The following is a 23,149-nucleotide window of genomic DNA, read 5'->3' as shown; positions in this document are numbered from 1 at the left end:
ATCCATCTGGCTCGGTGAAATTCGTCCGGGGAGCTCGCCGTGGGCGCGAGTCGATCAGCCGCGCTCTGTCCTGAAGGTGAGTAGATCTGCATGCGTCGTGGACTCTGGGGCGTGTGGGCACTGTTCCTTGTCGGAGCAGTCCTTGCCCCGACCGAGCGCGCGGGGGCACACCCCTTCGGAGCTCCGCAGACGGCCGAGATCACGTCGAGCGGTAAGACCGTGTCGGTCACCTGGCATGCGCCGCCGGACGACATCACCGCGCTGGCCATGCATCTCGGCCTGCTGAACGGCACCCGGACCTACGTCTTCCAGGACGGTGCTCTGGTGCCGGGGGAGTCCGACGCCCAGGACTCCGAGGTGTTGGCGGCGGCGCCGCAGTTGTCGGCGTACCTGCTGGAGCAGGTGAAGGTCACCACGCCCGAGGGCGCCTGCGCCGGCGCGCTCGCCGCTGTGGGCGAGCTGGCCGAGGACGGAGCTCGCCTCGACTTCGCGTGTCCGACCGCCGCTGCCTCAGCCACGGTGCAGCTGGCGCTCCTCACCGACATCCACGAGGCCTACCAGACCCTCGCGACCGGCCCCGATGTCCAGCGCCACCTCTACACCCTCGAGGCCGACACCTACGACTGGCGCCTCGACGGCTCCGGCGAGTCCGCAGGTGCCAGCGCCGCAGGTCAGCTCTCCGCAGCCGTTGCCCTGGTGGCGCTCGCGGGTCTCGGGGGCTGGTTCGTTCTACGCCGGCGGCGGCTACGCCACGTCGGCGGCACCACCTCAGCGGTGCCCTGAGCATCTGGGTTCCGGTCCTACGCCGAAAGAGAGACCTTGAGTGAGTGACATGCGCAGACATGCGTCCGCGTCCAACCGGTCACGCCGCATCCGGAGCGGCCTGGCCACGGGGCTGTCGGCCCTGATGACCGTCGGCCTCCTGGCCACCGTCGACGTTCAGGGCGCAACCGCCGCTCCCAGCGACCCGTGGCTGGTGGATTCGGCGCAGCAGCGCCTCCCGATCACGGTGCAGGGCGAGGGGCTGTCCGGTGCGGTGGCCGACTTCCCGGCACTCGTCACCCTCTCGGCGGCCGAGGTCGACAGTGCCGACTCCGACTCTCTCGTCTTCACCACGGACGACGACGCGACGCCGCTGGCCTACGAGGTCGAGACGTGGAGCGTCGACGGTGCGTCGGTCTGGGTGTCGGTGCCGTCGGTCTCCGGCACCGCTGAGGACCTGTACATGTACTTCGACGGGACGCCCGCTTCGTCGGTCGACTCGGCGACCGCGTGGGACGACGACTTCGAGGTCGTCTCCCACATGCACACCGGCTCCGGCACCGTCCCGGACTCCACCGGCAACGGCTTCACGCTCGAGCCCGTCGCCGCTGCCGTCCGTGGCGCGGAGACCGCGTCCGGCACGCCCGGCATCCGGCTGGGCGCCGACGAGTACCTGGACTACCCGGGCGGTGGGGACGGCGTCGGCAACAAGGTCGACCACATCACCTACGGCGGCACGGTCTATCTGCCCGAGGCGATCACGGCGTCCAACAGCGCCGAGAACCACATCTTCTCCCGCGAGGAGGCCCCGGAGCTCCGGCCCAACGACCAGTTCACCTTCTTCGCCCACAACGGTCGGGTCCGTCCGCGCATGCAGACCGGGGGGAAGTGGAGCGACACGCCGTACACCGCCCTCTCCGGCCCCGGGTGGTACGACTTCCAGGTCACCTATGACGGGCAGCGGCTCAAGGTCTACGTCAACGGAGAGATGACTCAAGACTCTGCCGTCACCGGCGCGCTGTTCAAGGGGTCGATCCTGCCGCTCCGCCTCGGCCGGATGACCAACAGTGTCTATCCGACCAAGGCCGGCCAGGTCTTCGACGAGTTCCGCCTCTCCACCGTCGCGCGCAGCGCCGACTGGATCAGGGCCGAGCACCTCGCCCGGACCGGCGAGCTGACCGACAACCGGCCGATCGAGACCAAGGACGGCGGCGTCGCCGTCGCTCTCGACCTCACCTCCCCGGCCGACGGTGCGCGCCTCGGCGCCGAGGTCCGCCTCGCGGGCACGGTGAACCAGCCGGCCCAGATCGCGTACGCCGTCGACGGTGGCCAGCCGGTCGAGCTCACCGGCCACACCGACGCGGTCGACCTGACCCTGCCCGACCTCACCCACGGCGAGCACACGCTGACGGTCACCGCGACGGTCGCCGGGCAGACTCCGGTCACTGTCGCGCGCACCTTCCAGGTCGATGCGCAGGGACCGCAGGTCACCGTGAACTCGCCGGTCGACGGACAGTCCTATGCAGGTGCCGTCCAGCTGGACGTCGACGCGACCGACGCTGGTGAGGCCGGCCTGGTCCTGGTCCTGGACGGGACGCCGGTGCGCAACAAGCGCGGCGTCGCGTTGAGCCCCGGCGAGCACGTGCTCGAGGTGACGGCGAAGGACGACCTCGGCAACGAGTCGGCGCAGACCGCCACCTTCACGGTGTCCGGCGAGTCCGGTCGCGAGCCCTGGCGGGTCGCAGAGGCCCAGCAGCGCCTCCCGTTCATCATCCAGGCCTCGGACCTGGCCGAGGACGTCGAGGACTTCCCGGTCCTGGTGCAGTTCGACGCCGAAGAGGTCGACCACTCCACGATCACCCGCGATTCCTTGACCTTCCTGGCAGCAGGCGGCACCGACCCGCTGCCCTATGAGATCGAGAAGTGGGACACCGAGGGCGTCTCCTCGGTCTGGGTCCGGGCCCCGAGCGTCACCAACGACTCGTCGAAGCTGTTCATGTACTTCGACGGAGCCCCCGAGAACGCCGTCCCGGCCACCGACGTGTGGGACGAGGAGTTCGACGTCGTCACCCACATGTCCAACCCGGACGCGTCCGACCGGCTGCCCGACTCGACCACCAACGGCAACCTCCTGGTCGAGCGCAGCACCACCGCGGCGACGTTCGGCGCTCGTACGCGTAGCGGCACTCCCGGCGTCACCTTCCCGGCCGGCGGAGCGCTGACCTACCCCGGCGACCCCGGGGTCGCCGCCGAGAACATCACCATCACGACCTCGGTGTATCTCAGCGAGGAGCACACCAAGGCCTCCAGCCTGGAGAACTACATCGTCGCCAGGGAGACCAACAACTTCCCGATCGACGACCAGCTCACCCTCCTGCTCCACCAAGGCTCGATCGGCCCGCGTCTCGCCGTCGACAACAAGTGGTCGTTCGGCGACCGGGTCGCGATCCAGCCCGGCTGGCACACCATCTCCTTCAGCCACGACGGCGAGAAGACGAAGATGCTGATCGACGGCAAGCTGGTCTACGAGTACGCCGCCCGCGGACCGCTGCGTACCGGTTCGAAATTCCAGCTGCGCCTGGGGGAGATGGCCAAGGCCGCCACCGCCGAACCCGGCAGCTACCCGGCCAAGCCCGGCTACGTGTACGACGAGGTACGTGTCTCGAAGGTCGCGCGCAGCGAGAGCTGGCAGCGCGCCGAACACCTCGCCCTCAGCGGCAGGCTCGTCTCGGGCGGAATGGTGGAGACCTCCACCGAGGCGGGTGCGCTCGCCCTGGTGATCACCAGCCCGGAACCTGACGCCGTCCTCCCGGTCGAACCGACCCTGACCGGGACCGTGTCGAGGACGGCGAGCATCGACTACCGCCTCGACGGTGGGGACTGGGTCTCGACGGGTCTGCGACTCGGTGACTTCCGGGTCGCCCTCGGAGCGCTCGAGGGTGGCAGCCACACGATCGACGTGCGGGCGACCGCGGGTGCGGACACCCAAGCCAGCTCGGTCGGCTTCCAGGTCGACGCCACCAAGCCGTCGATCGTGTTCACGTCGCCGACCGACGGCGCCAACTACGGCGACGACGGAGTCGACCTCGACGTCACGGCGAACGACGAGTCCGGCGTCGAGTTCCTGACCCTGCTCCTGGACGGCCGCCCCGTCGAGACCGGGCTGCACCTGGCTGCCGAGGACCTGGTCGGTGACGACCACGTGCTCCAGGCCACCGCCGTCGATCGATCCGGCAACACCCACACCGAGTCGGTGAGCTTCGTCGCCGTCGGCACCAAGGCGCCCGACTCCTGGCAGGTTCCGCAGGCCAGGAGGCGGATCCCGTTCGTGGTGCAGGCGGACATCCCGACACCCTTGGCCGACGTACCGTCCCTGGTCCAGTTCGACGACCGCGTCGTGGACTACAGCGCCATCGACCCGGAGCGGATCGTCTTCACCACGGCGGACGACCCGACGCCGCTGCCGTTCGAGGTCGAGCGCTGGCACTCGTCGGCACGACTGTCGTCGATCTGGGTGAAGGTGCCCGAGGTCTCCGCCGAGGCCCGGACCATCTACCTGTACTTCGACGGGGTCGAGCCCACCACGGTCGACCCGACCGACGTGTGGGACGACGACTACGAGTTCGTCTCCCACATGGCGCACGACACCCACCCGCAGTACGACGCCAACGGGTCCGACCTCACCGTCGAGCAGCTCGGCGAGCAGAGCTACTTCCGCTCGGCGGGCAACCTGTCGCCGGCGGTCGCCATTCAGAACACGCCCGGCATGAAGATCGACTCCGGCGTGGCCGGGCCCGGTGCCCGCTCGCCGCATGTCATGTACAGCGCCACCGTGTACGTCCCGGAGACCGCCCTCGCAGCCGGCGACCGACACATGATCATGTCGCGTGGCGTCCCCGGTGGCGGTGCGTCAGGCGACACGTTCGGCATCTTCACCGTGAACGGCGGCCTGACGGCATCGCTGAAGCTGGGCGGTAGCTGGTCCTCGGCGACCTCGCCCATCGAGGCCGGTTGGCACACGATCGCCACCTCGCACGACGGATCACTGCTGCGGCTCTACGTCGACGGCGAGCTGGTGGTCTCCAACCACATCGGTGCGATGCTGAGCCAAGGGTCCACGGAACCGTTGATGCTCGGCTCGCTCGAGGACGGTTCGCAGGACTCGCTGAACATGCTCTTCGACCAGCTCCGGGTCTCGAGGTCGGCACGCAACGCCTCGTGGGCCAAGGCCGAGCACCTGTCGGCCACCGGTGAGCTGGTGACCCATGGCGGCATGGAGACCAAGGACAGCGCCCCGGCACTGTTCCTGTCCACCCCGGCACCGGGCGTCGCCTACGCACCGGGCCTGATCGGCGTCGCCGGCACGACCTGGGAGCCGCTGACGGTCTCCTTCGCCGTGGACGGCGGGGCGCCGGTGGAGGTGGGCGTGGTCGAGGGCGACTTCGGGGACACGATCGAGAACCTCGCCGCCGGTATCCACACGCTGAGCGTGACCGGCACCCGCCCGTCGGGTCGCAGCGTCACGAAGTCGGTGGAGTTCTTCGTGGACGGCGAGGGACCGGTGATCGAGGTCGAGACCCCGGTCGAAGGTCAGCGGTACGACGAGGACTTCCGGGTGCTCGCGTCGGCCACCGACGCGAACGAGGTCGCCTCGCTGAGGTTGAGGATCGACGGCCGCACGGTGAAGAACGACTCGACGATCTCACTGCTGGACCTGACCGGACTCGACCACACGCTCGTGGCCACCGCGACCGACTCCGTCGGCAACGTGTCGAGCAGGACGATCGCGTTCCAGGCCCCCGGCGGCCTGCCCGCCGAGCCGAGCGAGCCGCGCCCGGTCGACGGCGCGGTCGACGTGGACCCGGAGAACGCCGAGCTGTCGGTGCTCGCCTCCGACGCCTCGGGTGAGCCGCTGGACGTGTCCTTCCACTCGTCGTACTCCGGCGAAGCGGCCTCGGTCGCGACTGGAAGCACCCTCGACGGTGTGCCTGCACCGGACGCCGGTCAGGGCGGCGACGTTGCGGGTGCGGCGGCAGCCGACGACGAGGTGATCGAGACCTCGATCGACAAGGCGTACCCGTTCCAGCGCTTCGAGGTCTCCGTTCCCGCCGACCTGGGTGCCGCCGACTTCGAGGTCAGCTGGACCGGAAGCGTCGACAAGGGCGACCGCGCGCAGCTCTCGGTGTGGAACCACAGCGACGCGAAGTGGGTGAAGCTCGCTTCCGCTGAGGGCGACGGCGGGGAGATCTCGTTGCAGGGCGGCACGAAGGTCGCCGGGTTCGTCGTCCAGGACAAGGCGACCGTCCTGGTGCAGAACGTGCCCGAGCTGGTGATGGACACCGACACCAAGCAGCGGTTCCTCTGGATGACCGACACCCAGTTCTACAGCCAGGGCTCGTTCCACCAGACCTACCGCGACATGGCGCAGTTCGCCGTGGACAACCGGGAGTCCGAGGACATCGTCTACGGCGTTCACACCGGGGATCTCGTCAACAACCCCGACCAGCCCTATCAGTGGGAGGTGGCCGACTCCGCGCACGACATCATGGACGAGGCGGACTTCCCGTACGGCGTCCTGCCCGGCAACCACGACGTCGGCCCGGCCGACTGGGGCGATCACACCTACTACAACCAGTGGTTCGGCAAGGCGCGGTTCGAGGACCGCGAATGGTACGGCGACGGCAACCGTGGCAACGCGGAGCACTACGACGTCATCTCGACGCCCAGCGCGGACTACCTGTTCCTCTACCTGGGCATGCAGCTGGACCCGCAGGCGTTCCGGTGGGCCGATGACGTGATCAAGGCCCACCCGGACCACAACGTGGTCATCGGTGTGCACGTCTACCTGCAGCCCTACGGCGGTGCGGACTACGAGTACCAGGGCCGTCAGGTCTTCGAGGACCTCGTCGCGCCGAACGACAACGTCGGCATGGTTCTCACCGGTCACAACTGTTCGCCGGTGACCCGGGTGCAGCGTCCGTCCGAGGGGCGGGTGGTCTACGAGGTCATGTTCGACCCCCAGTGCAACCCCAACGGTGGCGACGGCTGGATGCGGTGGATCGACTTCGACACCGAGACCAAGGACATGGAGCACTCGACCTTCTCCATCAAGAAGGAGGGCAACCAGTACTGGCCCGAGGGCATCCATGGATCGGGTGGTTCGATCGACCTGAAGGAGAACGAGAACTTCGTTGCTCCCTACGACCTGCAGACTGCTTCTCGCACCATCTCGACCGATGCCCTGACCGTGTCGGCACGCGGTGCGCAGATGCTCGGTGGCGCGCCGGTCCGGGTCGCCTCGGGGGAGCGGGCAGTGCTCTCCGCCGACGCGCTCGGCGACCTCGAGGAGAACCGCGGGTACTCCTGGTACGCCAAGGCCACCAACGACCGCGGCCACTCGACCGAGTCGCCGGTCTGGTCCTTCGCCACGGGTGAGGCCGGACAGGAGCCCGAGCTTGCCGACTCCACCGTGATGCCTGGTTCCTTGGCCTCGGTGCTGACCGGGCAGAAGGTGACGGTGCCGGTGACGGTGACGTCTGCCGGTGAGACGGTGCCGACCGGTTCGGTGACGGTGACGGTCGGTGGTGACGCCGTGACCGGTGATCTGGATGCGTCCGGCAGGGTGAGCATCGAGGTCGGTCCGTTCGCGACCGCGGGCACCAAGTCCCTCGCGATCTCCTACGCGGGCGACGAGCGCACCAGGTCGTCGTCGGCCACCGCAACGGTCATCGTGACCGAGCGGGTGGTCGTACCGGACGTCGTCGTTGCCGGCACGCCGGTCGTCTCGGGCACGCCGCGCCTCGGCGAGACGCTGGCGGCGGCGCCGGGCACCTGGGCACCCGCGGATGCGGAGTTCACCTACCAGTGGCTGCGCAACGGCCAGGTGATCGCCGGAGCCACAGGCAGGTCGTACGTGCCCGGTGCTGCTGACGTGCACGCGGCGGTGTCGGTCCGAGTGACCGGATCTAAGTCCGGGTTCGAGCCGGCAACGGCGGAATCGGCAGCGGTGACGATTGCGCCGGGCACTCTCGCTTCCGAGCAACCGACCTTCACGGGGGTGGCGCGCGTCGGCGAGGCGCTGAAGCTCCGCACGACTGACTGGGGAGTCGGCGTCACCCAGGAGATCCAGTGGCTCCGCAACGGGGCTGCGATCGCTGGAGCCACCTCGGCCAGCTACGCGCTCCGTGCGGCCGACGTGCGCAAGCGGATCTCGGTCCAGGTCACCGGCACCAAGCCCGGCTACACCACGGTCACCCGGATCAGCCTGGCCGAGATCGTGGCCAAGGGTGAGTTGACCGCGAGGAAGCCCACGATCAAGGGCAAGGCGAAGCCGGGGAAGCAGGTGAAGGCGAACACGGGCAGGTGGAAGCCGTCCTCGGTCTCCTACTCCTACCAGTGGTATGTCGACGGCAGGGCCGTGAAGGGTGCCTCCAAGAAGTCCTACACGATTCGTCCTGCAGACGCTGGCCGGCGGATCAAGGTGAAGGTGACCGGGCGCCTCGCCGGCTATGTCAAGGAATCGATGACCAGCAAGGCGACGAAGATTCGCCGTAGGTGATTCCAGGGGCGGACCGGGAAAGCTCAGCGCCCGCCCCGCCCCGCTCCACCGCCCGTCCCGCTCCACCGCACTGCCCGGTCGTCTTCTCAAGTGACGACCGGGCAGTGCCCGTTCTCGAACGCGCGCTGGTTCGGAGAAGGGATCTCGCGGTGGTAGTCCGTGTCACATCCGACGCGGAGTCATCCACCCTTGTTCATGTTCTGTTCAGAAATGACCAGGGAGCGCGTTACCCGGGCTGTCTAGCTTCGGCGATGTCATCAACCCAGACATCAGGAGTTCTGAAGTGAAGCGCACTTCCATCCGCCGGGCTGTTGTGCCCGGTGTTGCCGTCCTCGCCCTGGCCCTGTCCGCTTGTGGCGGCTCCGACGCCAGTGGCGGCGAGGGCGACGGCTCGGCTAGCGGCAACGTCGCTGTCGACGGCTCCTCCACCGTGTTCCCGATGAGCGACGCTGCTTCCGAGCTGCTCGCCGAGGAGAACCCCGACGTCAAGGTGACCGTCGGCGAGTCCGGCACCGGCGGTGGGTTCGAGGCCTTCTGCGCCGGGAAGACCGACATCTCCGATGCCTCCCGTCCGATCAAGGACGAGGAGATCGCGGCGTGTGAGGCCGAGGGGATCGAGTACACCGAGCTCCAGGTCGCCACGGATGCGCTCACCGTGGTCACGCACAAGGACCTCGACGTGGACTGCCTCACCGTCGACCAGCTGATCGCACTGTGGGGCCCCGACTCCACGGTCACCAACTGGAACGAGCTCGACCCGAGCTTCCCCGACCAGAAGATCGCCCTCTTCGGTCCCGGCACCGACTCGGGCACCTACGACTACATGGCCGCCGACGTGATCGGCGCCGAGTCGGAGGCGACCCGCACCGACTACGAGGCCTCCGAGGACGACAATGTCCTGGTCCAGGGCGTCGCCGGCACCGAGGGTGCGACCGGGTACTTCGGCTACACCTACTACGAGCAGAACGCCGACAGCCTCAAGGCCCTGGCGATCGATAGCGGCAACGGCTGCATCGAGCCCTCCGCCGAGACCGCCCAGGCCGGCGAGTACACCCCGCTCGCCCGTCCGCTGTTCATCTACGTGAACAAGGCGAAGTACGCCGACAACGCCGCCACCGCGGCCTACGTCGACTTCTACATCGAGAACCTCGCCGAGATCGCCGAGATCGGCCAGTTCATCCCGCTCAGCGAGGACCTCTACGCGGAGACGACGTCGTCGCTCGAGGGTCTCTCGAGCTGACCCGAAAGGTCACCCGGCTCTCATGAGCATCACGACCACCGGCGCAGGCCCGTCCTCCGGGACGGGCCTGCCCGGCGTCCCGGATCTGGGGCGCAAGCCCCGGCCCCTCGAGGCCGTCATCAAGGCGCTGCTGCTGACCGCGGCCCTCCTCTCGGTCGCGATCACCATCGGGATCATCGCGGCCCTGATCGAACCCGTGGTGGAGTTCTTCCGCGAGGTCCCGTTCGGTGACTTCTTCGCCACCGAGGGCGAGTTCGCCGTCCTCCCGCTCGTCGCGGGCACCGCCTGGGTCACGTTCATCGCGCTCGTCGTCGCGATCCCGCTCGGCCTGGGCGCGGCGATGTACCTCTCGGAGTACGCCTCGCCACGTGCCCGTCGGATCCTCAAGCCGACGGTGGAGCTCCTGGCGGGCATCCCCTCGGTCGTCTACGGCTTCTTCGCCCTGACCTTCGTGACGCCGACGCTGCTGCAGGACCTTCTCGGCATCGAGGTCAACTTCACCAACGTGCTGTCCGCGGGCCTGGTGCTGGGCGTCATGATCGTGCCCACCATCGCCTCGCTGTCCGAGGACGCGCTCTCGGCCGTGCCGCACGCGCTGCGGCAGGGCTCGCTCGCCATGGGCGCCAACCGGATGCAGACCACGCTGCGGGTCGTTCTTCCCGCCGCGCTGTCGGGCGTGGCCGCCGCGATCGTGCTGGGCCTGTCCCGGGCCGTGGGGGAGACGATGATCGTCGCCCTGGCCGCCGGCGCCCAGAAGAACCTCAGCCTGGATCCCCGCGATGGCATGCAGGCCATGACCGGCTTCATGGCCCAGACCGCGGGCGGCGAGAACCCCGTCGGCTCCATCCAGTACAACAACCTCTTCGCGGTCGGCCTGCTGCTGTTCGTGATCACGCTGGTCATCAACATCATCAGCATCGCCCTCGTCCGCCGATTCCGGCAGGAGTACTGATGAGCATCGCTGCAACGACCGCCCGCGACGTCACCGCCGGCCTCTCCACGGGCCGGAGCAAGGACCGCAACCTCGGCTCGCTCATCTTCCTGGTGGGACTGTGGTTCTCGCTGTTCTTCGGGGTGATGGTCCTGCTGGTATTGATCATCGACGTCGCCATCGAGGGCTCGTCCCGCTTCGACGCGGCGCTCCTGACCGACTACGCCTCCCGAGTGCGACCCGAGGAGACCGGCTTCCGGGCCGGCATCCTCGGCTCGCTGTGGATCATGCTGTTCACGGCGCTGCTCGCCGTACCCCTGGGGATCGCTGCGGCGCTCCATCTCGAGGAGTTCGCCGACAAGGACCGCTGGTGGAACCGGTTCATCGAGGTGAACCTGCAGAACCTCGCCGCGGTGCCGTCGATCGTCTACGGCCTTCTCGCGGTCGCCGTGATGTCGCTGCTCGGCTTCGAGCGCACCGGCATCGTGCTCGGAGGCGCCGTCGCCCTGGCGTTGCTGATCCTGCCGGTCATCATCATCACCACCCGCGAGGCCGTCCGAGCCGTGCCACGCGAGATCCGTCACGGCTCGCTCGCCCTCGGTGCGACGGTCTGGCAGACCACCTGGCGCCAGACGCTGCCCTCGGCCATCCCCGGCATCGCGACCGGCACCATCCTCGGTCTCTCCCGGGCGATCGGTGAAGCGGCGCCGCTGATCATCGTCGGCATCGGGGTCGGCGTCCGCTTCGATCCCGAGGGGCTGCTGAGCGAGGTCACGGCGCTGCCGATCCAGATCTACAACCTGACCTCGCAGTCGCAAGAAGAGTTCCGGGTCGCCGCCTCCGCGGCCATCATCGTCCTGCTCGTGATGATCCTCGGGCTGAACGCGCTCGCCATCGTCATCCGCAACAAGTTCCAGCGATCCTGGTAGGAGACGTCATGTCCACGCACCCCGCGACCACCTCGACCCGTCCGGTGGACGGCGTCGAGATCGGCAGCCTGTCCTCCGCCCACCAGGAGGCCGAGCGCAATCTGCCCGAGATGCCCCCGGACCCGGTGATGGAGGCGCTGAAGCTCAACGTCTACTACGGGGACTTCCACGCGGTCCACGACGTCAACCTCTCGTTCGGCAAGAACGAGATCACCGCCCTGATCGGGCCCTCGGGCTGTGGCAAGTCCACGGTGCTGCGCTGCCTGAACCGGATGAACGACCTGGTCAGCGGAGCCCGCGTCGAGGGTGAGGTGACCTACCACGGCCAGAACATCTACGGTCGCGGCATCGACCCGATCGCCGTCCGCACCGCCATCGGGATGGTCTTCCAGAAGCCGAACCCGTTCCCCAAGTCGATCTACGACAACATCGCCTACGGCCCCCGGGTCACGGGCATGAAGGTCGACAACATGGACGACCTGGTCGAGGAGGCGCTCCGCGGAGCGGCGCTGTGGGATGAGGTCAAGGACAAGCTGAAGCAGTCGGCGTACGGCCTCTCCGGCGGCCAGCAGCAGCGGCTCTGTATCGCCCGGACCATCGCCACCAGGCCGGACGTGATCTTGATGGACGAGCCGTGCTCGGCCCTCGACCCGATCGCCACCGCCCGCATCGAGGACCTGATGGTCGAGCTGCGCAGCGACTACACGATCATCATCGTCACCCACAACATGCAGCAGGCCGCCCGGGTCTCGGACCGTACGGCGTTCTTCACCGCACGGCCCGACGAGACCACGGGCAACCGCACCGGTCTCCTCGTCGAGTTCGACAAGACCGGCCGGATGTTCTCCAACCCCTCTGACAAGCGCACCGAGGACTACATCTCGGGTCGCTTCGGCTGAGAGACCGTCGCATGACCGCAGAACTCGGGATGCTCCCGCTCGCGGAGCGCGAGCAGGAGCTTCCGCCACGCCAGGCGGGGGCCCGAGCCTCGAACCAGCACTGGACCGAGGCGACAGGGGCCCAGCTCCTGGTGGTCGACCCGTTCGTCGACCACGAGCAGCTGGCCGAGGACATGTCGACCCGTGGGGTGCACGTGACCTGCGTGGGCTCCACGCTCGACGCGTTGATCGAGTTCGGTCGCCTCCGACCGACAGCCGTCGTCGTGGCGCCGGAGACACCGGGCCTGCCCGCGGTGGACTTCGTCCGGAAAGTGCGCGAGTACGGCCCGACGTTCGTGGTCGCCGCGCTGGATCGAGCGGATGCTCCGGAGGCCGGACCGCTGCTGCTGGCGGGCGCCGGCGCCGCCATGACTCGTCCCTACACCGCGGAGACGGTCTGGGACATCCTGGACAAGTCCGGCAACAGCTTCGACGACCACGCGAAGGTCTCGTTCGGTCCCATCGAGCTCGATACTCGGGCCTACCTCGTCCGCATCAACGGCGAGCGGATCGCCGATCTTCCGTTGAAGGAGTTCGAGCTGCTCCGCACGCTGATGTACAGCGCGCCGGAGGTCTTGAGCAACGACGAGCTGCGCCTCTCGCTCTGGGGCGACACGCACGCCGGTCCGGCCGACAACACGATCTCGGTGCACGTGGCGCGGCTGCGCAACCGACTGCAGGGGATCGCACGCATCCGCAGGATCCGGGGCCGGGGCTACTCGCTGACGCTCGGCTCCTAGCGGGCAGTGCCGCCGGGTGCCGGTGGCGGCCTCGGCGGCCGCGCTGACCGTCAGAGCGGCCACCAGCAGTACGACGGCCACCGACCACCCGGTCGGCAATGACGTACCGCGGTGACGCCGACTACAGGTCCAGCAGCCGCGTGTTCAAGCTGCGGGTCAGGAGGTAGGCGACCCACGAGTGCGACGGCCCCGGTCCTACGACCGGGGCCGTCGCTTTCGGACCGTCCGCGTTCGTCTGAGATCCACCGATAGGCCTCTCAGAGGCCTCTTTACCTGTCTTGGCTGCGAGCGGCTTCACCGCCCGGTGTCGGCACTCGGACCACAGAAGGACGAACGTAGTGACAAGACAGGCACGACGGCGCGGCGCTGAGACCGCTGCAGCCACCGTGGCCGGATTGGCCATCTTCACCACAGGCATCGCGGCGAGCGTCGCGATGGCTCCTTTCGCGAACGCTGCCGACACGGCCGGCGCGCCCATCGTCGTGGAGGGGATGAACCTCGACCGCGGTGGCACCGCGGTGATCAACGACCTCAGCACCGAGCAGGTGGCTCCTGGCCTCACCCACGTGGAGTGGGAACGACTGGGCCCCGACGGGTGGCAGCAGATCAACGTGCTCAAGGCAGAGCTCTCCGACAGCACGGTCAAGATGAAGTACTTGACGCCCCCGACCGTGGCCGGGCGCGGGAGCACGGTCACGGAGTTGACCGAGTCCAGCGCAGCGGTGGCCGGGGTGAACCTGGACCGGTTCGACATCAACAACTCCGGTGCCGCAGCTGGATGGGGTGTCCGGGACGGCAAGATCATCAAGTCCGGCAACCCCGACGCCTCTGCATCGGTCGGGATGACCAAGGACGGGCTGGGTGCGTTGGTCAATCTGGCCCTCGTCGGATCGGCGAGATTCGCCGACGACACTGCTGTCCAGATCACCGGCATCAACGTGTCCAGCGCTCCGACGAACGGCCTGTCGGTCTACAACAGCCAGTGGGGCGAGTTCTCCCGAGCACGCGCGCTCAGCGGCCCCGCCGCCGGCGTCGAGGTGGTGCTCGACGCTCAGGGCAAGGTCACGTCCGTCTCCGACACCGTCGGCGAGGGCCAGCTGGCGGAAGGCGTGCAGGCGCTGGTGGCAGCCGACGGCTCGGCAGCGGCGAACCGACTCAAGCAGCTGGCGACCGGGGATCGAGTCACGATCTCCTACTCCGTCGACGACGCCAACCTGAACGTGGCCGAGGCCGGCGGTGCCTGGCACCCTCTGGTGCGTGACGGCGTGGCACTGCCGTTCGACGCGAGCCAGGAGTACTTCTCCGGGGTCAACCCCCGCACCATGATCGGGTTCAGTTCCGACCGCCGGACCGCGTACTTCGTGGTCGTCGACGGGCGCGTCGCCGTGGCCAAGGGCATGGGCTTCACCGAGATGGGCCGGCTGATGCTGGACCTGGGTATCGACGACGCGATCAACGCCGACGGCGGCGGTTCGAGCCAGATGAACATCCGGCGTGTCGGTGACACCTCCACCACCATCGCCAACAGTCCATCGGACGGCTTCGAGCGGCACGACGGCGACGGCATGGGCCTGGTGCTCGCCGCGCCGGGCTCCGGCGAGCTCGAGGGGTACGCCGTTGCGCCCGCATCCGACACCGAGAACGCCGACCGGGTCTTCGCCGGATTCCACCGGACCATGGTGGGCCGCGGCCACGACGAGACCGGATCACCTGTCGACCAGGCGCCTGCGTCCTGGAGCAGCTCCGACACCGACGTCGCCCGAGTCGGCGACGGTGTGGTGGCGGGCCGCAAGACCGGCACGGTGAAGGTGCGCGCCCGCCGCGGCGTCGCAATGGGTGTCAGCACGGTGCAGGTCCTGGGCGCTCCGACCGCTCTCACGGTGAACCACAACGTGGTGAACCTGGAGAAGGAGGGTGCCAGCGAGACCCTCTCCTTCACCGGCCGTGACGCCCTCGGGTTCACCGCACTGGTCGAGGCGGGAGATCTGACGGTGGACAACCCGTCGCCCGACGTGTTCAAGGTTGAGCCCACCGCCGACGGTCGCTTCACCGTCACCGCCATCGGCGACACGGGCACCGCGACCCTCCGCTTCTCCCACGGCGACCTGGTCGCCGAGGTCGCGGTGGCTGTCCCACTCGAGGTCCGTCTGATCGACGACTTCAGCGACATCAGTCAGTGGACCACGGCGCAGGACCGGGCTCCCACGGGCAGCATCGGGGCCGGTGACGGTCACGACGGGCAACCCAGCATCAAGCTCAACTACGACTTCACCCAGTCCACCGGCACCCGGGGCCGGTACGCCGTTGCGCCCGGCGCGGTGACCGGTGGCTCGGGAGGGATCGACATCCCGGGCCGCCCGCAGAAGCTCTCGGTCTGGGTCAAGGGCGACGGGAACGGCTCCTTGCTACGTCTGCAGGTGATGCAGGCCAACGGCGTACGCAACTGGCTCGACGGTGCCGACGAGAACGGCGCTCCCACCTCGTTGTACGCCACCTGGACCGGTTGGGAGCGCAAGGACTTCGTCGTCCCCAGCTCGTTCTCCTTCCCGCTCAAGCTCGAGCGCATCCGGATCCTCGAGACGGTGGCGGCCAAGCAGTACACCGGGTCGATGGAGTTCTCCAAGATCTACGCCTACCTGCCGCCGGACGGGGTCACCGCCCCGGTGGTCGAGCCGGTGCAGGATCCGCTGGTGACCAGCACCGGTGGCACTGACCAGTCGCCGCTGCGGGTCGCGGTCATGTCGGACGCCCAGTTCGTCGCTCGCGACCCCAACAGTGGCGCTGTGGCCGGTGCTCGGGATGCGCTGCGCGAGATCGTGGCCGAGAAGCCCGACGTGTTGATCATCAACGGAGACTTCGTCGACGAAGCCTCTCCTGCCGACTTCGATCTGGCTCGCTCGATCCTCGACGAGGAACTGGGTGGCGTGGGCTTCCCCTGGTACTACGTGCCGGGCAACCACGAAGTGATGGGCGGGGCGATCACGAACTTCAAGGATGAGTTCGGTGCCACCAACCACACCTTCGATCTCAACCACACCCGGTTGATCACGCTGAACACCACCACCGGCAAGCTCGCCGACGACTTCAGCCAGGTCCGCGCGTTGCGCACGCAATTCGATGACGCCGCCGAGGACCCCAGGATCACCGGCGTGTTGGTCTTCGAGCACCACCCGATCGACGACCCGTTGCCGACCAAGGGCAGCCAGCTCGGCGATCGCAACGAGGCTGAGCTCCTGGAGGACTGGCTCACCGAGTTCCGGGCGGACACCGGCAAGTCGATCGGCTTCGTCGGATCCCACGTCGGTGTCTTCCACGCCGATCGTATCGACGGTGTGCCGCACCTGGTGAACGGCAACTCCGGCAAGGGCCCTGCCTCCACCCCGGAGGACGGAGGCTTCACCGGATGGACCATGCTCGGCATCGACCCCGAAGAGGGACAGTGGGAGGCCACGGACGACCGGGGCGCCGACTGGCTCAGCTCCGAGGTCAACGCCCGGGTGGACTCGCTGACCGTGCAGTCGCCCGGAACCGCACTCGGCGTCGGGCAGGTCTTCGACACCGCGCCGGTGGTTCTCCAGGACGACACCCGTGAGGTGCCTGTCGCCTGGCCCGTGAGCCACGCGTGGAGCGGAACCGACGGAGTGTTCGTCGGTGAGGTCGCCGATGCCCCGAGCGACGCCGTGGCCGCCATCGACCCGACCTCGGGCGAGCTGTCGGCGCTGCGCCCGGGCAGTGGCTCGGTGACCCTGAAGGTCAACGACGCGGTGCAGACGGTCTCGTTCACGGTGACGGGTGGCGAGTTCGCCCTCTCCGGGAGCCCGGTCTTCGGGCAGGAGCTGACCGCGACGCTCGGTGGCTGGGCCGTCGGTGGTGACGTCAGCCACCAGTGGCTGCGCGACGGACTGACGATCCCCGGAGCCACGGCAGCCAGCTATCGGATCACCGCCGCCGACATCGGCCACACCATGGCCGTCGAGGCGACGGTGACCGGGGCGGACCGGGCACCGGTCACGGTCCGTGCCGCCAGCACGACCGTGAGGTCTGCGGTGCAGGCAGCCCCGACCGTCCAGGTGTCGGGAGAGGCGACCATCGGCAGCACGCTGCTGATTGATGCCGGCTCCTGGCAGGAGGGCACGACGGTCACGTTCGCCTGGCTGCGCGACGGGCACCAGATCCTCGGCGCCCGATCCAGTGGCTACCGACTCACCGAGGCCGACCGGGGTGCCCGGATCCAGGCGGTGGTGACAGGTCACCTCGAGGGCTACGAGTCCACCAGCGCGACCAGCGCTGCCTCCTCCGTGGTCACCGCTCCGGTGACCACGCCGGAGCCGGAGCCGGTCCCGACCGTCGTCGGATCGGCCACGCCGGGGATCGCCGGCACGGTGCGAGTCGGTCTCACGCTGCAGGCTCGTACCGACGGGTGGGAGTCCGGCTCGGTCTTCACCCACCAGTGGCTCCGCGATGGCAGCCCGATCCTCGGAGCCACGGGTGCGCAGTACGTCGCCACGGCGGCCGATCGCGGACACAGGCTCACCCTGCGCGTCATCGGCGCCAAGGTGGGCCGGGTCGCCGTGAGCCGTGACAGCGCGGCCACCGGCGCGGTGGCTGCGGGACGGATCACGGTCGGCAAGCCCCGGCTCAAGGGGATCGCCAAGCGTGGCGCGGTGCTGAAGGTGCTCCCCGGCGACTGGGGTGGCGCGAAGGTGACGTACACCTGGTACCGCGGCACCAAGGTGATCCGCAGCGCGACCAGCAACCGCTACAAGCTGGGCAAGGCAGATGTCGGCAGCCGGATCAAGGTGGTCGTGCGGGCCACCAAGGCCGGGTACGAGTCGGCACGTTCAGCCCCGTTGCGGAGCAAGCGGGTCCGCCGCTGACCCGAGCACCATCACGCTCGCAACTCCCACGGCACCCCCTGTCGCGCCTGCGACAGGGGGTGTTCGTCGGACTCGTGGCTGACCGAGGCGATCAGGGTAGCCATCAGCACACGTCCAGGAGTTCGATCGGGGCCGCGGTAGGCACTGATCATCTGCTGGTAGCTCCCCCCAGGCGGGGAGCATGCGCGTGTGGGGAGTGGCAGCGGATCGCGTCCCGTGTGCGGTCGGTACGGGGGGAGTGCTCGGTGGTCGCGGTGGTGGGCCGTGTCACATCTGACGCGGGGTCATCCACCCTCTCGACCTGGCTGCCCCAGTGGCGCAGCGTCTCGGGGTTGATCCCGAGCTGCTCACCGGCTCGGCGCAGCGCACCGGTCCTCGTCGCTGGGTCACGCCGCAGATCGACCGCCATCCGGATCGTCCGCTCGCGAAGCTCGTCGGGGTACTTCCTCGGTGCCCGCCATGACTCTCATCCTTTCGTGGATGAGAGGCCGAGCCCGGCTACGTCGTCAGTCGCGCAGGTGCACCACGACGTCGTCCACTCCGGCCCGCGAGGTTCGGAAGGCGTTCGCCGGGTGCTCGAGATCGGCGTACCCGAGCGACACGGCGCAGACGACCAGCCGGTCTGCTGACAGGTTGAGGAAATCGCGCACTTTACCGGAGTGCATGGCGATCGCTGCCTGCGCGATCGAGCCGAGCCCTAGCGCGGTGGCGGTGCTCGTCAGGGTAGCGACGTAACCGCCGCAATCGATGGCGCCGTACGTCCCCTGGTCGCGATCGGTGGTGATCACCGCGACGTGGGGGGCTCCGAAGAAGCTGAAGTTGAGTAGTGCCTGGGCGCCGCGGCCCGGCTTGTCGCCGTGCGCCAGCCCGACAGCGTCGTAGAGGGCGTGACCGGACTCCCGCCGTCTTTCGGCGTACACGCCGCCGTACCCGGCCGGCATCTCCAAGTCTGCGCTCGGCGACGCTTGGGAGAGGACGTGGTGGATCAGTTCGGCCGAGAACCGTTTGATCGCCGGCCCAGAGACCAGGTGCACCTGCCAGGGTTGGGTGTTGCACCACGACGCGGTGTGCTGGGCCAGCTCGAAGAGCTGGTTCAGGGCTTCGTCGGGCACCTCCGCGCCCTGGAACGCACGGCAGCTGTGGCGGGCGGCGATGACGTCGACGAACTCCATGCCGCTGATCCTCCCAGCACGCCGAGTCGGAGCAGGGTGAGCCCCGCTCGGGGAGACGGCGGAGGCGCCTCAGCTCGGTTGTTGCACGAATGCGTGACTCGTCCGCCATGTCGGACTGTGCGGACAGGCTGACGAGATCGCTTCCGGGGAGAAGGTTGCGGAGGTGACGGACCCAGACTTGCTTCCATCAAGCTCCTGTACAGTTACTCAAATCGTGATAATGGTTTAAGCCATCCTGTAGGGGCTCAGCACCCTGCGCCGACGCGGACGGGACCATCTTGAGTCAGTCGAGAAGAGGGCGTAGCACGGTAGACGTGGCCGGGGCGGTGCGCGCATGAGCATCGTCCTGGTCACCGGCGGAGCCCGCGGCATCGGTGCCGCCATCGCCTCCCGGCACGCAGCGGCGGGTGACTCGGTGCTGGTCGCCGACGTCGACGACGCCGCGGGGAAGCAGCTGGTCGAGACGCTGGGTCTGCGGGCGCACTACGTGCACTGCGACGTCACCTCCGAGGACGACGTCCGCGCCGGCGTGGTCCACGCCGAGCGGCACCTCGGCCCGCTGGACGTCGTCTACGCCAACGCCGGGGCGGTCGGCGTCACCGGGCGGCTGGAGGGCACGTCGCTCGAGGACTGGCGACGGACGATGGACCTGCTGCTGACCAGCGTCTTCCTCACCGTCCGGGAGGCGGTCGCGGTGATGCGCCCGCGCGGACGAGGGGCGATCGTCTGCACCGCCAGCGTCGCCGGCGTCCGCGGCGGCCTCGGTCCGCACGCCTACACCGCCGCCAAGCACGGGGTTGTCGGACTGGTGGAGTCGGTGGCGGTCGAGGTGGCGCGCTACGGCCTGCGGATCAACGCCGTGGCACCCGGGGGTGCGGTCAGCTCGCTCACGGCCGGGCTGATGTCGGGGGACGTCGATGACCTCCAGCTCGCCCACGACCGGCTGGCCGCCTCGTCCGCGAGCGGGGTGCCCACCACCGCCGAGGACGTCGCCGACGCGGCCTTCTTCCTCGGCGGCGCGGGTTCGTCGCGGATCAACGGCACCTGCCTGGTCGTCGACGGAGCCGACTACGTCCCGTCCCAGAAGGGTCTCTCCTACTACTCCTGAGGACGTCGGCACGCACAGGCGCCCCGGACCTGCAGCTCGGGGTCCGGGGCGTTCCGGCGTCGGCTCACTCGTCCTTCGGCGGGAGCGCGGCGACGAAGGGGTGGTCCCGGTCGCTCACGTCGGTCCGGGCGGCTCCACCCGGGGAGCCGATCTCGTCGAAGAAGGCCACGTTCGCGACGTGGAACTCCTTCCACTCCTCCGGGGTGTCGTCCTCGTAGAAGATCGCCTCCACCGGGCAGACCGGCTCGCACGCTCCGCAGTCGACGCACTCGTCGGGCTGGATGTAGAGCATCCGCTTGCCCTCGTAGATGCAGTCGACCGGACACTCGTCCACGCAGGCGCGGTCCTTCGTGTCGACGCATGGCTGGGCGATGACGTAGGTCATGAGGTCTCCTTCGGTCGTGACGGGATGAGGACGAGGCTGAGGACGGCGGTGCCGAGCCAGAGGGCGACGTTGACCCACACGGTGAGGCGGAAGGCCTCCGCGTAGTCGGGACGGCTCGCGGCGAGCAGGGCGAGCACGGAGGTGGCCAGCGTGCTGCCGGCCGCGAACCCCAGGAACCGCAGCAGCACGTTGAACGACATCGCGCTCCCGGTCTCCTCCAGCGGGGTGGAGCGCAGGACCAGCCCCGGCATGGCGGCGAAGGTGAAACCGCTGCCGATGCCGGCCACGCCCATCACCACGGCAACCACCCAGACCGACTCGTGGGAGAGGGCGAACAGCGCCGTGGCCAGGCCGTAGAGCGTCGCACCCACCGGCAGCACGAGGTCGAGGCCGATCCACGCCCCGAGGGCCGTGCTCAGCCGGCTGCCGACGACGCTGAGGACGGCGTACGGCGCGAGCACGAGACCGGCGACCGTGACGGGCTGGCCGAGCCCGAAGCCGGTCGAGGTCGGGAGCTGGACCTGGATCATCACCAGGGCGATCAGCATGTAGACCGCGATCCCGGAGGTCAGGGCGGAGATGTTGGCGGGCAGCACCTGACGGTGCCGCGCGAGTCGAAGGTCCACGAGGGGGTCGGGGTGGCGCAGCGTGCGCCACACCCAGAGCACCAGGGACACCGCGCCGGCGATGACGAGCGCCCACAGCGACGGGGCCCGCCAGCCGAGCACGGGCGCCTGGGTGAGAGCCAGCAGCAGCAGCAGAGTGCCTCCGCTCAGCAGGGCCGCGCCGACCCAGTGGACGGTGTCGTTGCCAGTGGTGCTGGCGTCCGGAACGGTCCGCCAGGCGAGGAGCAGCGTCAGCACGATGATCGCGAGCGCGCAGCAGTACGCCGCGGGGATGCCGGCGGTCTGGGCGATCCAGGCCGACAGCGGGTAGCTGATCCCGGCGCCCATCGTGGTGGTGACCGAGAGCAGGGCCAGCGCCCCCCGCACCCGCGCGCGAGGCAGGTTGTCACGTGCCGCGGCTAGGGCCAGCGGGAGCAGTCCGATCCCCACCCCCTGGAGCAGCCGGCCCACCACCAGGCCGAGGAAGCCCGTGGGCAGGGCCGTGAGCACGAGGCCCCCCGCCACGACGACCAGGCTGGCCAGGATCACCGTGCGCCGGCGGCCCGTTCCGCCCAGGCGCCCCAGGATCGGCGTGGCGACCGCGCCCATCAGCATCGGCCCGGTCAGGATCCACTGGGCGCTGCCCAGGCTGACGTCGTGCTCGACCGCGACCATCGGGACCAGGGAGCCGCCGAGACTGCTGATCACCGACGTCGAGGTGGTCAGCATCACCAGCGTCGCCAGCAGCGGACGGTAGGACGGTTGCTGTCCCCGGTCACCGTCCTGGCGCTCGGTCAGCCCACGTGCCGGATCGAGCGGTGGGTCGAGCTCAAGCATCCACGGTCCACACGTCCCCACCGTCGATCAGCGCCTGCAGCTGGTCGAGGCTGCCGCGTCCGCTGTCCACCTGCGCGCGGGCCTGGTCGTCGTAGGTGGTTCGGTCGACCTGTCGGAAGATGCCGATGGGTGACTGGTTGAGGTAGCCGGAGTCGGTGAGTCGGCTGATGGCGAAGGCCATGGTGGGGTCGGGGCTGTGGGCGTCGTGGACGAGGATCGCCTCTGCCTCGACGTCGGCGGCGAGGGCGGCGCGGACGCCGCCGGTGACCTCGTCGCGGACGAGGACCTTGGTGCCGAGGCCTGCGTCGTCGTGGGGGCCGAAGCGGACCTGCTCGCCGTGGACGAGCGGGATGATGGCGTCGGCCTTGGTGTCGGGGTTCTTGATGGCGTCGAAGGCGCCGTCGTTGAAGATCGGGCAGTTCTGGTAGATCTCGACCAGGGAGGTGCCGCGGTGGGCGGCAGCGGCGGCGAGCACGCCGGTGAGGTGCTTGCGGTCGGAGTCGATGGTGCGGGCCACGAAGGAGGCTTCGGCGCCCAGGGCCAGGGAGACGGGGTTGAAGGGGTGGTCGAGGGAGCCCATGGGGGTGGACTTGGTGACCTTGCCGGCCTCGGAGGTGGGGGAGTACTGGCCCTTGGTGAGGCCGTAGATCCGGTTGTTGAACAGCAGGATCGTCATGTTCACGTTGCGACGCAGCGCGTGGATGAGGTGGTTGCCGCCGATGGAGAGGGCGTCGCCGTCTCCGGTGACGACCCAGACGGAGAGGTCCGCGCGGGCGGTGGCGATCCCGGTCGCGATCGACGGCGCGCGGCCGTGGATGGAGTGCATCCCGTAGGTGTCGAGGTAGTACGGAAACCGGGAGGAGCAGCCGATGCCGGAGACGAAGACGATGTTCTCGCGGCGCAGGCCGAGGTCGGGGAGGAAGGACTGGACGGCCTTCAGGACGGCGTAGTCGCCGCAGCCGGGGCACCAGCGGACCTCCTGGTCGGAGGTGAAGTCCTTGCCGGTCTGCTTCTCGCCCTCGGCGATACGCGGCACCCCGTCGGTCCCGGAACGGGTGGGCATGGGC

The 23,149-nt window shown here is 69.0% G+C and carries 13 protein-coding genes; 9 read left to right on the top strand and 4 right to left on the bottom strand.

The features are described 5' to 3' along the window. The first annotated feature begins 219 nt into the window (after positions 1–219). The 8 genes from MUB56_RS21000 (at position 220) to MUB56_RS20965 (ending at position 17,975) form a co-directional block, all read left to right on the top strand. Positions 220–783, top strand: a complete 564-nt coding sequence (locus MUB56_RS21000) for a hypothetical protein (protein WP_244928961.1) — start codon at positions 220–222, stop codon at positions 781–783. A 49-nt stretch (positions 784–832) separates the two neighbouring features. Then, complete coding sequence (locus MUB56_RS20995; RefSeq protein ID WP_244928960.1) at positions 833–8,320, top strand: DUF2341 domain-containing protein; 7,488 nt, start codon at positions 833–835, stop codon at positions 8,318–8,320. Between the two features lie 283 nt (positions 8,321–8,603). Then, a complete protein-coding gene (locus MUB56_RS20990) occupies positions 8,604–9,560 on the top strand; it encodes a PstS family phosphate ABC transporter substrate-binding protein (RefSeq protein WP_244928959.1) in 957 nt (318 codons plus the stop codon). Positions 9,561–9,582: 22 nt separating this feature from the next. Next, the gene (pstC, locus tag MUB56_RS20985) at positions 9,583–10,512 is read left to right on the top strand and encodes a phosphate ABC transporter permease subunit PstC (protein WP_244928958.1); all 930 of its coding nucleotides are present in this window, start codon (positions 9,583–9,585) and stop codon (positions 10,510–10,512) included. Continuing rightward, positions 10,512–11,420 (top strand): phosphate ABC transporter permease PstA, encoded by a 909-nt coding sequence (gene pstA / locus MUB56_RS20980; RefSeq protein WP_244928957.1) that lies wholly within the window; start codon positions 10,512–10,514, stop codon positions 11,418–11,420. The genes pstC and pstA overlap by 1 nt, the downstream gene beginning before the upstream one ends. Positions 11,421–11,548: 128 nt before the next feature. Next, the gene (gene pstB, locus MUB56_RS20975) at positions 11,549–12,319 is read left to right on the top strand and encodes a phosphate ABC transporter ATP-binding protein PstB (RefSeq protein WP_244932452.1); all 771 of its coding nucleotides are present in this window, start codon (positions 11,549–11,551) and stop codon (positions 12,317–12,319) included. Between the two features lie 11 nt (positions 12,320–12,330). Further along, on the top strand, positions 12,331–13,098 hold the full coding sequence (locus MUB56_RS20970) for a winged helix-turn-helix domain-containing protein (RefSeq protein WP_244928956.1): 768 nt from the start codon (positions 12,331–12,333) through the stop codon (positions 13,096–13,098). A gap of 395 nt (positions 13,099–13,493) precedes the next feature. Further along, entirely contained in the window at positions 13,494–17,975 is a 4,482-nt protein-coding gene (locus MUB56_RS20965) for a phosphodiester glycosidase family protein (RefSeq protein WP_244928955.1), read from the top strand. Positions 17,976–18,481: 506 nt separating this feature from the next. Here MUB56_RS20965 and MUB56_RS20960 read toward each other — a convergent pair. Next, positions 18,482–19,147 carry a nitroreductase gene (locus MUB56_RS20960; RefSeq protein WP_244928954.1) on the bottom strand — a complete coding sequence of 222 codons (666 nt, stop codon included), beginning with the start codon at positions 19,145–19,147 and terminating at the stop codon, positions 18,482–18,484. A gap of 334 nt (positions 19,148–19,481) precedes the next feature. On the opposite strand from MUB56_RS20960, the gene MUB56_RS20955 reads away from it, so the two are divergent. Then, positions 19,482–20,255 carry an SDR family oxidoreductase gene (locus MUB56_RS20955; RefSeq protein WP_244928953.1) on the top strand — a complete coding sequence of 258 codons (774 nt, stop codon included), beginning with the start codon at positions 19,482–19,484 and terminating at the stop codon, positions 20,253–20,255. A 64-nt stretch (positions 20,256–20,319) separates the two neighbouring features. Here MUB56_RS20955 and fdxA read toward each other — a convergent pair whose 3' ends face one another. From fdxA to MUB56_RS20940, 3 genes are read right to left on the bottom strand one after another with little or no spacing between them, the layout of a single operon-like run. Further along, positions 20,320–20,640 (bottom strand): ferredoxin, encoded by a 321-nt coding sequence (gene fdxA / locus MUB56_RS20950; protein WP_244928952.1) that lies wholly within the window; start codon positions 20,638–20,640, stop codon positions 20,320–20,322. Then, positions 20,637–22,082, bottom strand: coding sequence for an MFS transporter (locus tag MUB56_RS20945; protein ID WP_244928951.1), 1,446 nt, complete (start codon positions 22,080–22,082; stop codon positions 20,637–20,639). The genes fdxA and MUB56_RS20945 overlap by 4 nt, the downstream gene beginning before the upstream one ends. Next, positions 22,075–23,145 carry a 2-oxoacid:ferredoxin oxidoreductase subunit beta gene (locus MUB56_RS20940; RefSeq protein WP_244932451.1) on the bottom strand — a complete coding sequence of 357 codons (1,071 nt, stop codon included), beginning with the start codon at positions 23,143–23,145 and terminating at the stop codon, positions 22,075–22,077. Before MUB56_RS20940 ends, MUB56_RS20945 begins: the two co-directional genes overlap by 8 nt. Positions 23,146–23,149 lie beyond the last annotated feature (4 nt).

This window comes from Nocardioides sp. W7 (assembly GCF_022919075.1).
GTDB lineage: Bacteria > Actinomycetota > Actinomycetes > Propionibacteriales > Nocardioidaceae > Nocardioides.
This window is presented reverse-complemented; position numbering and strand designations above follow the sequence as displayed.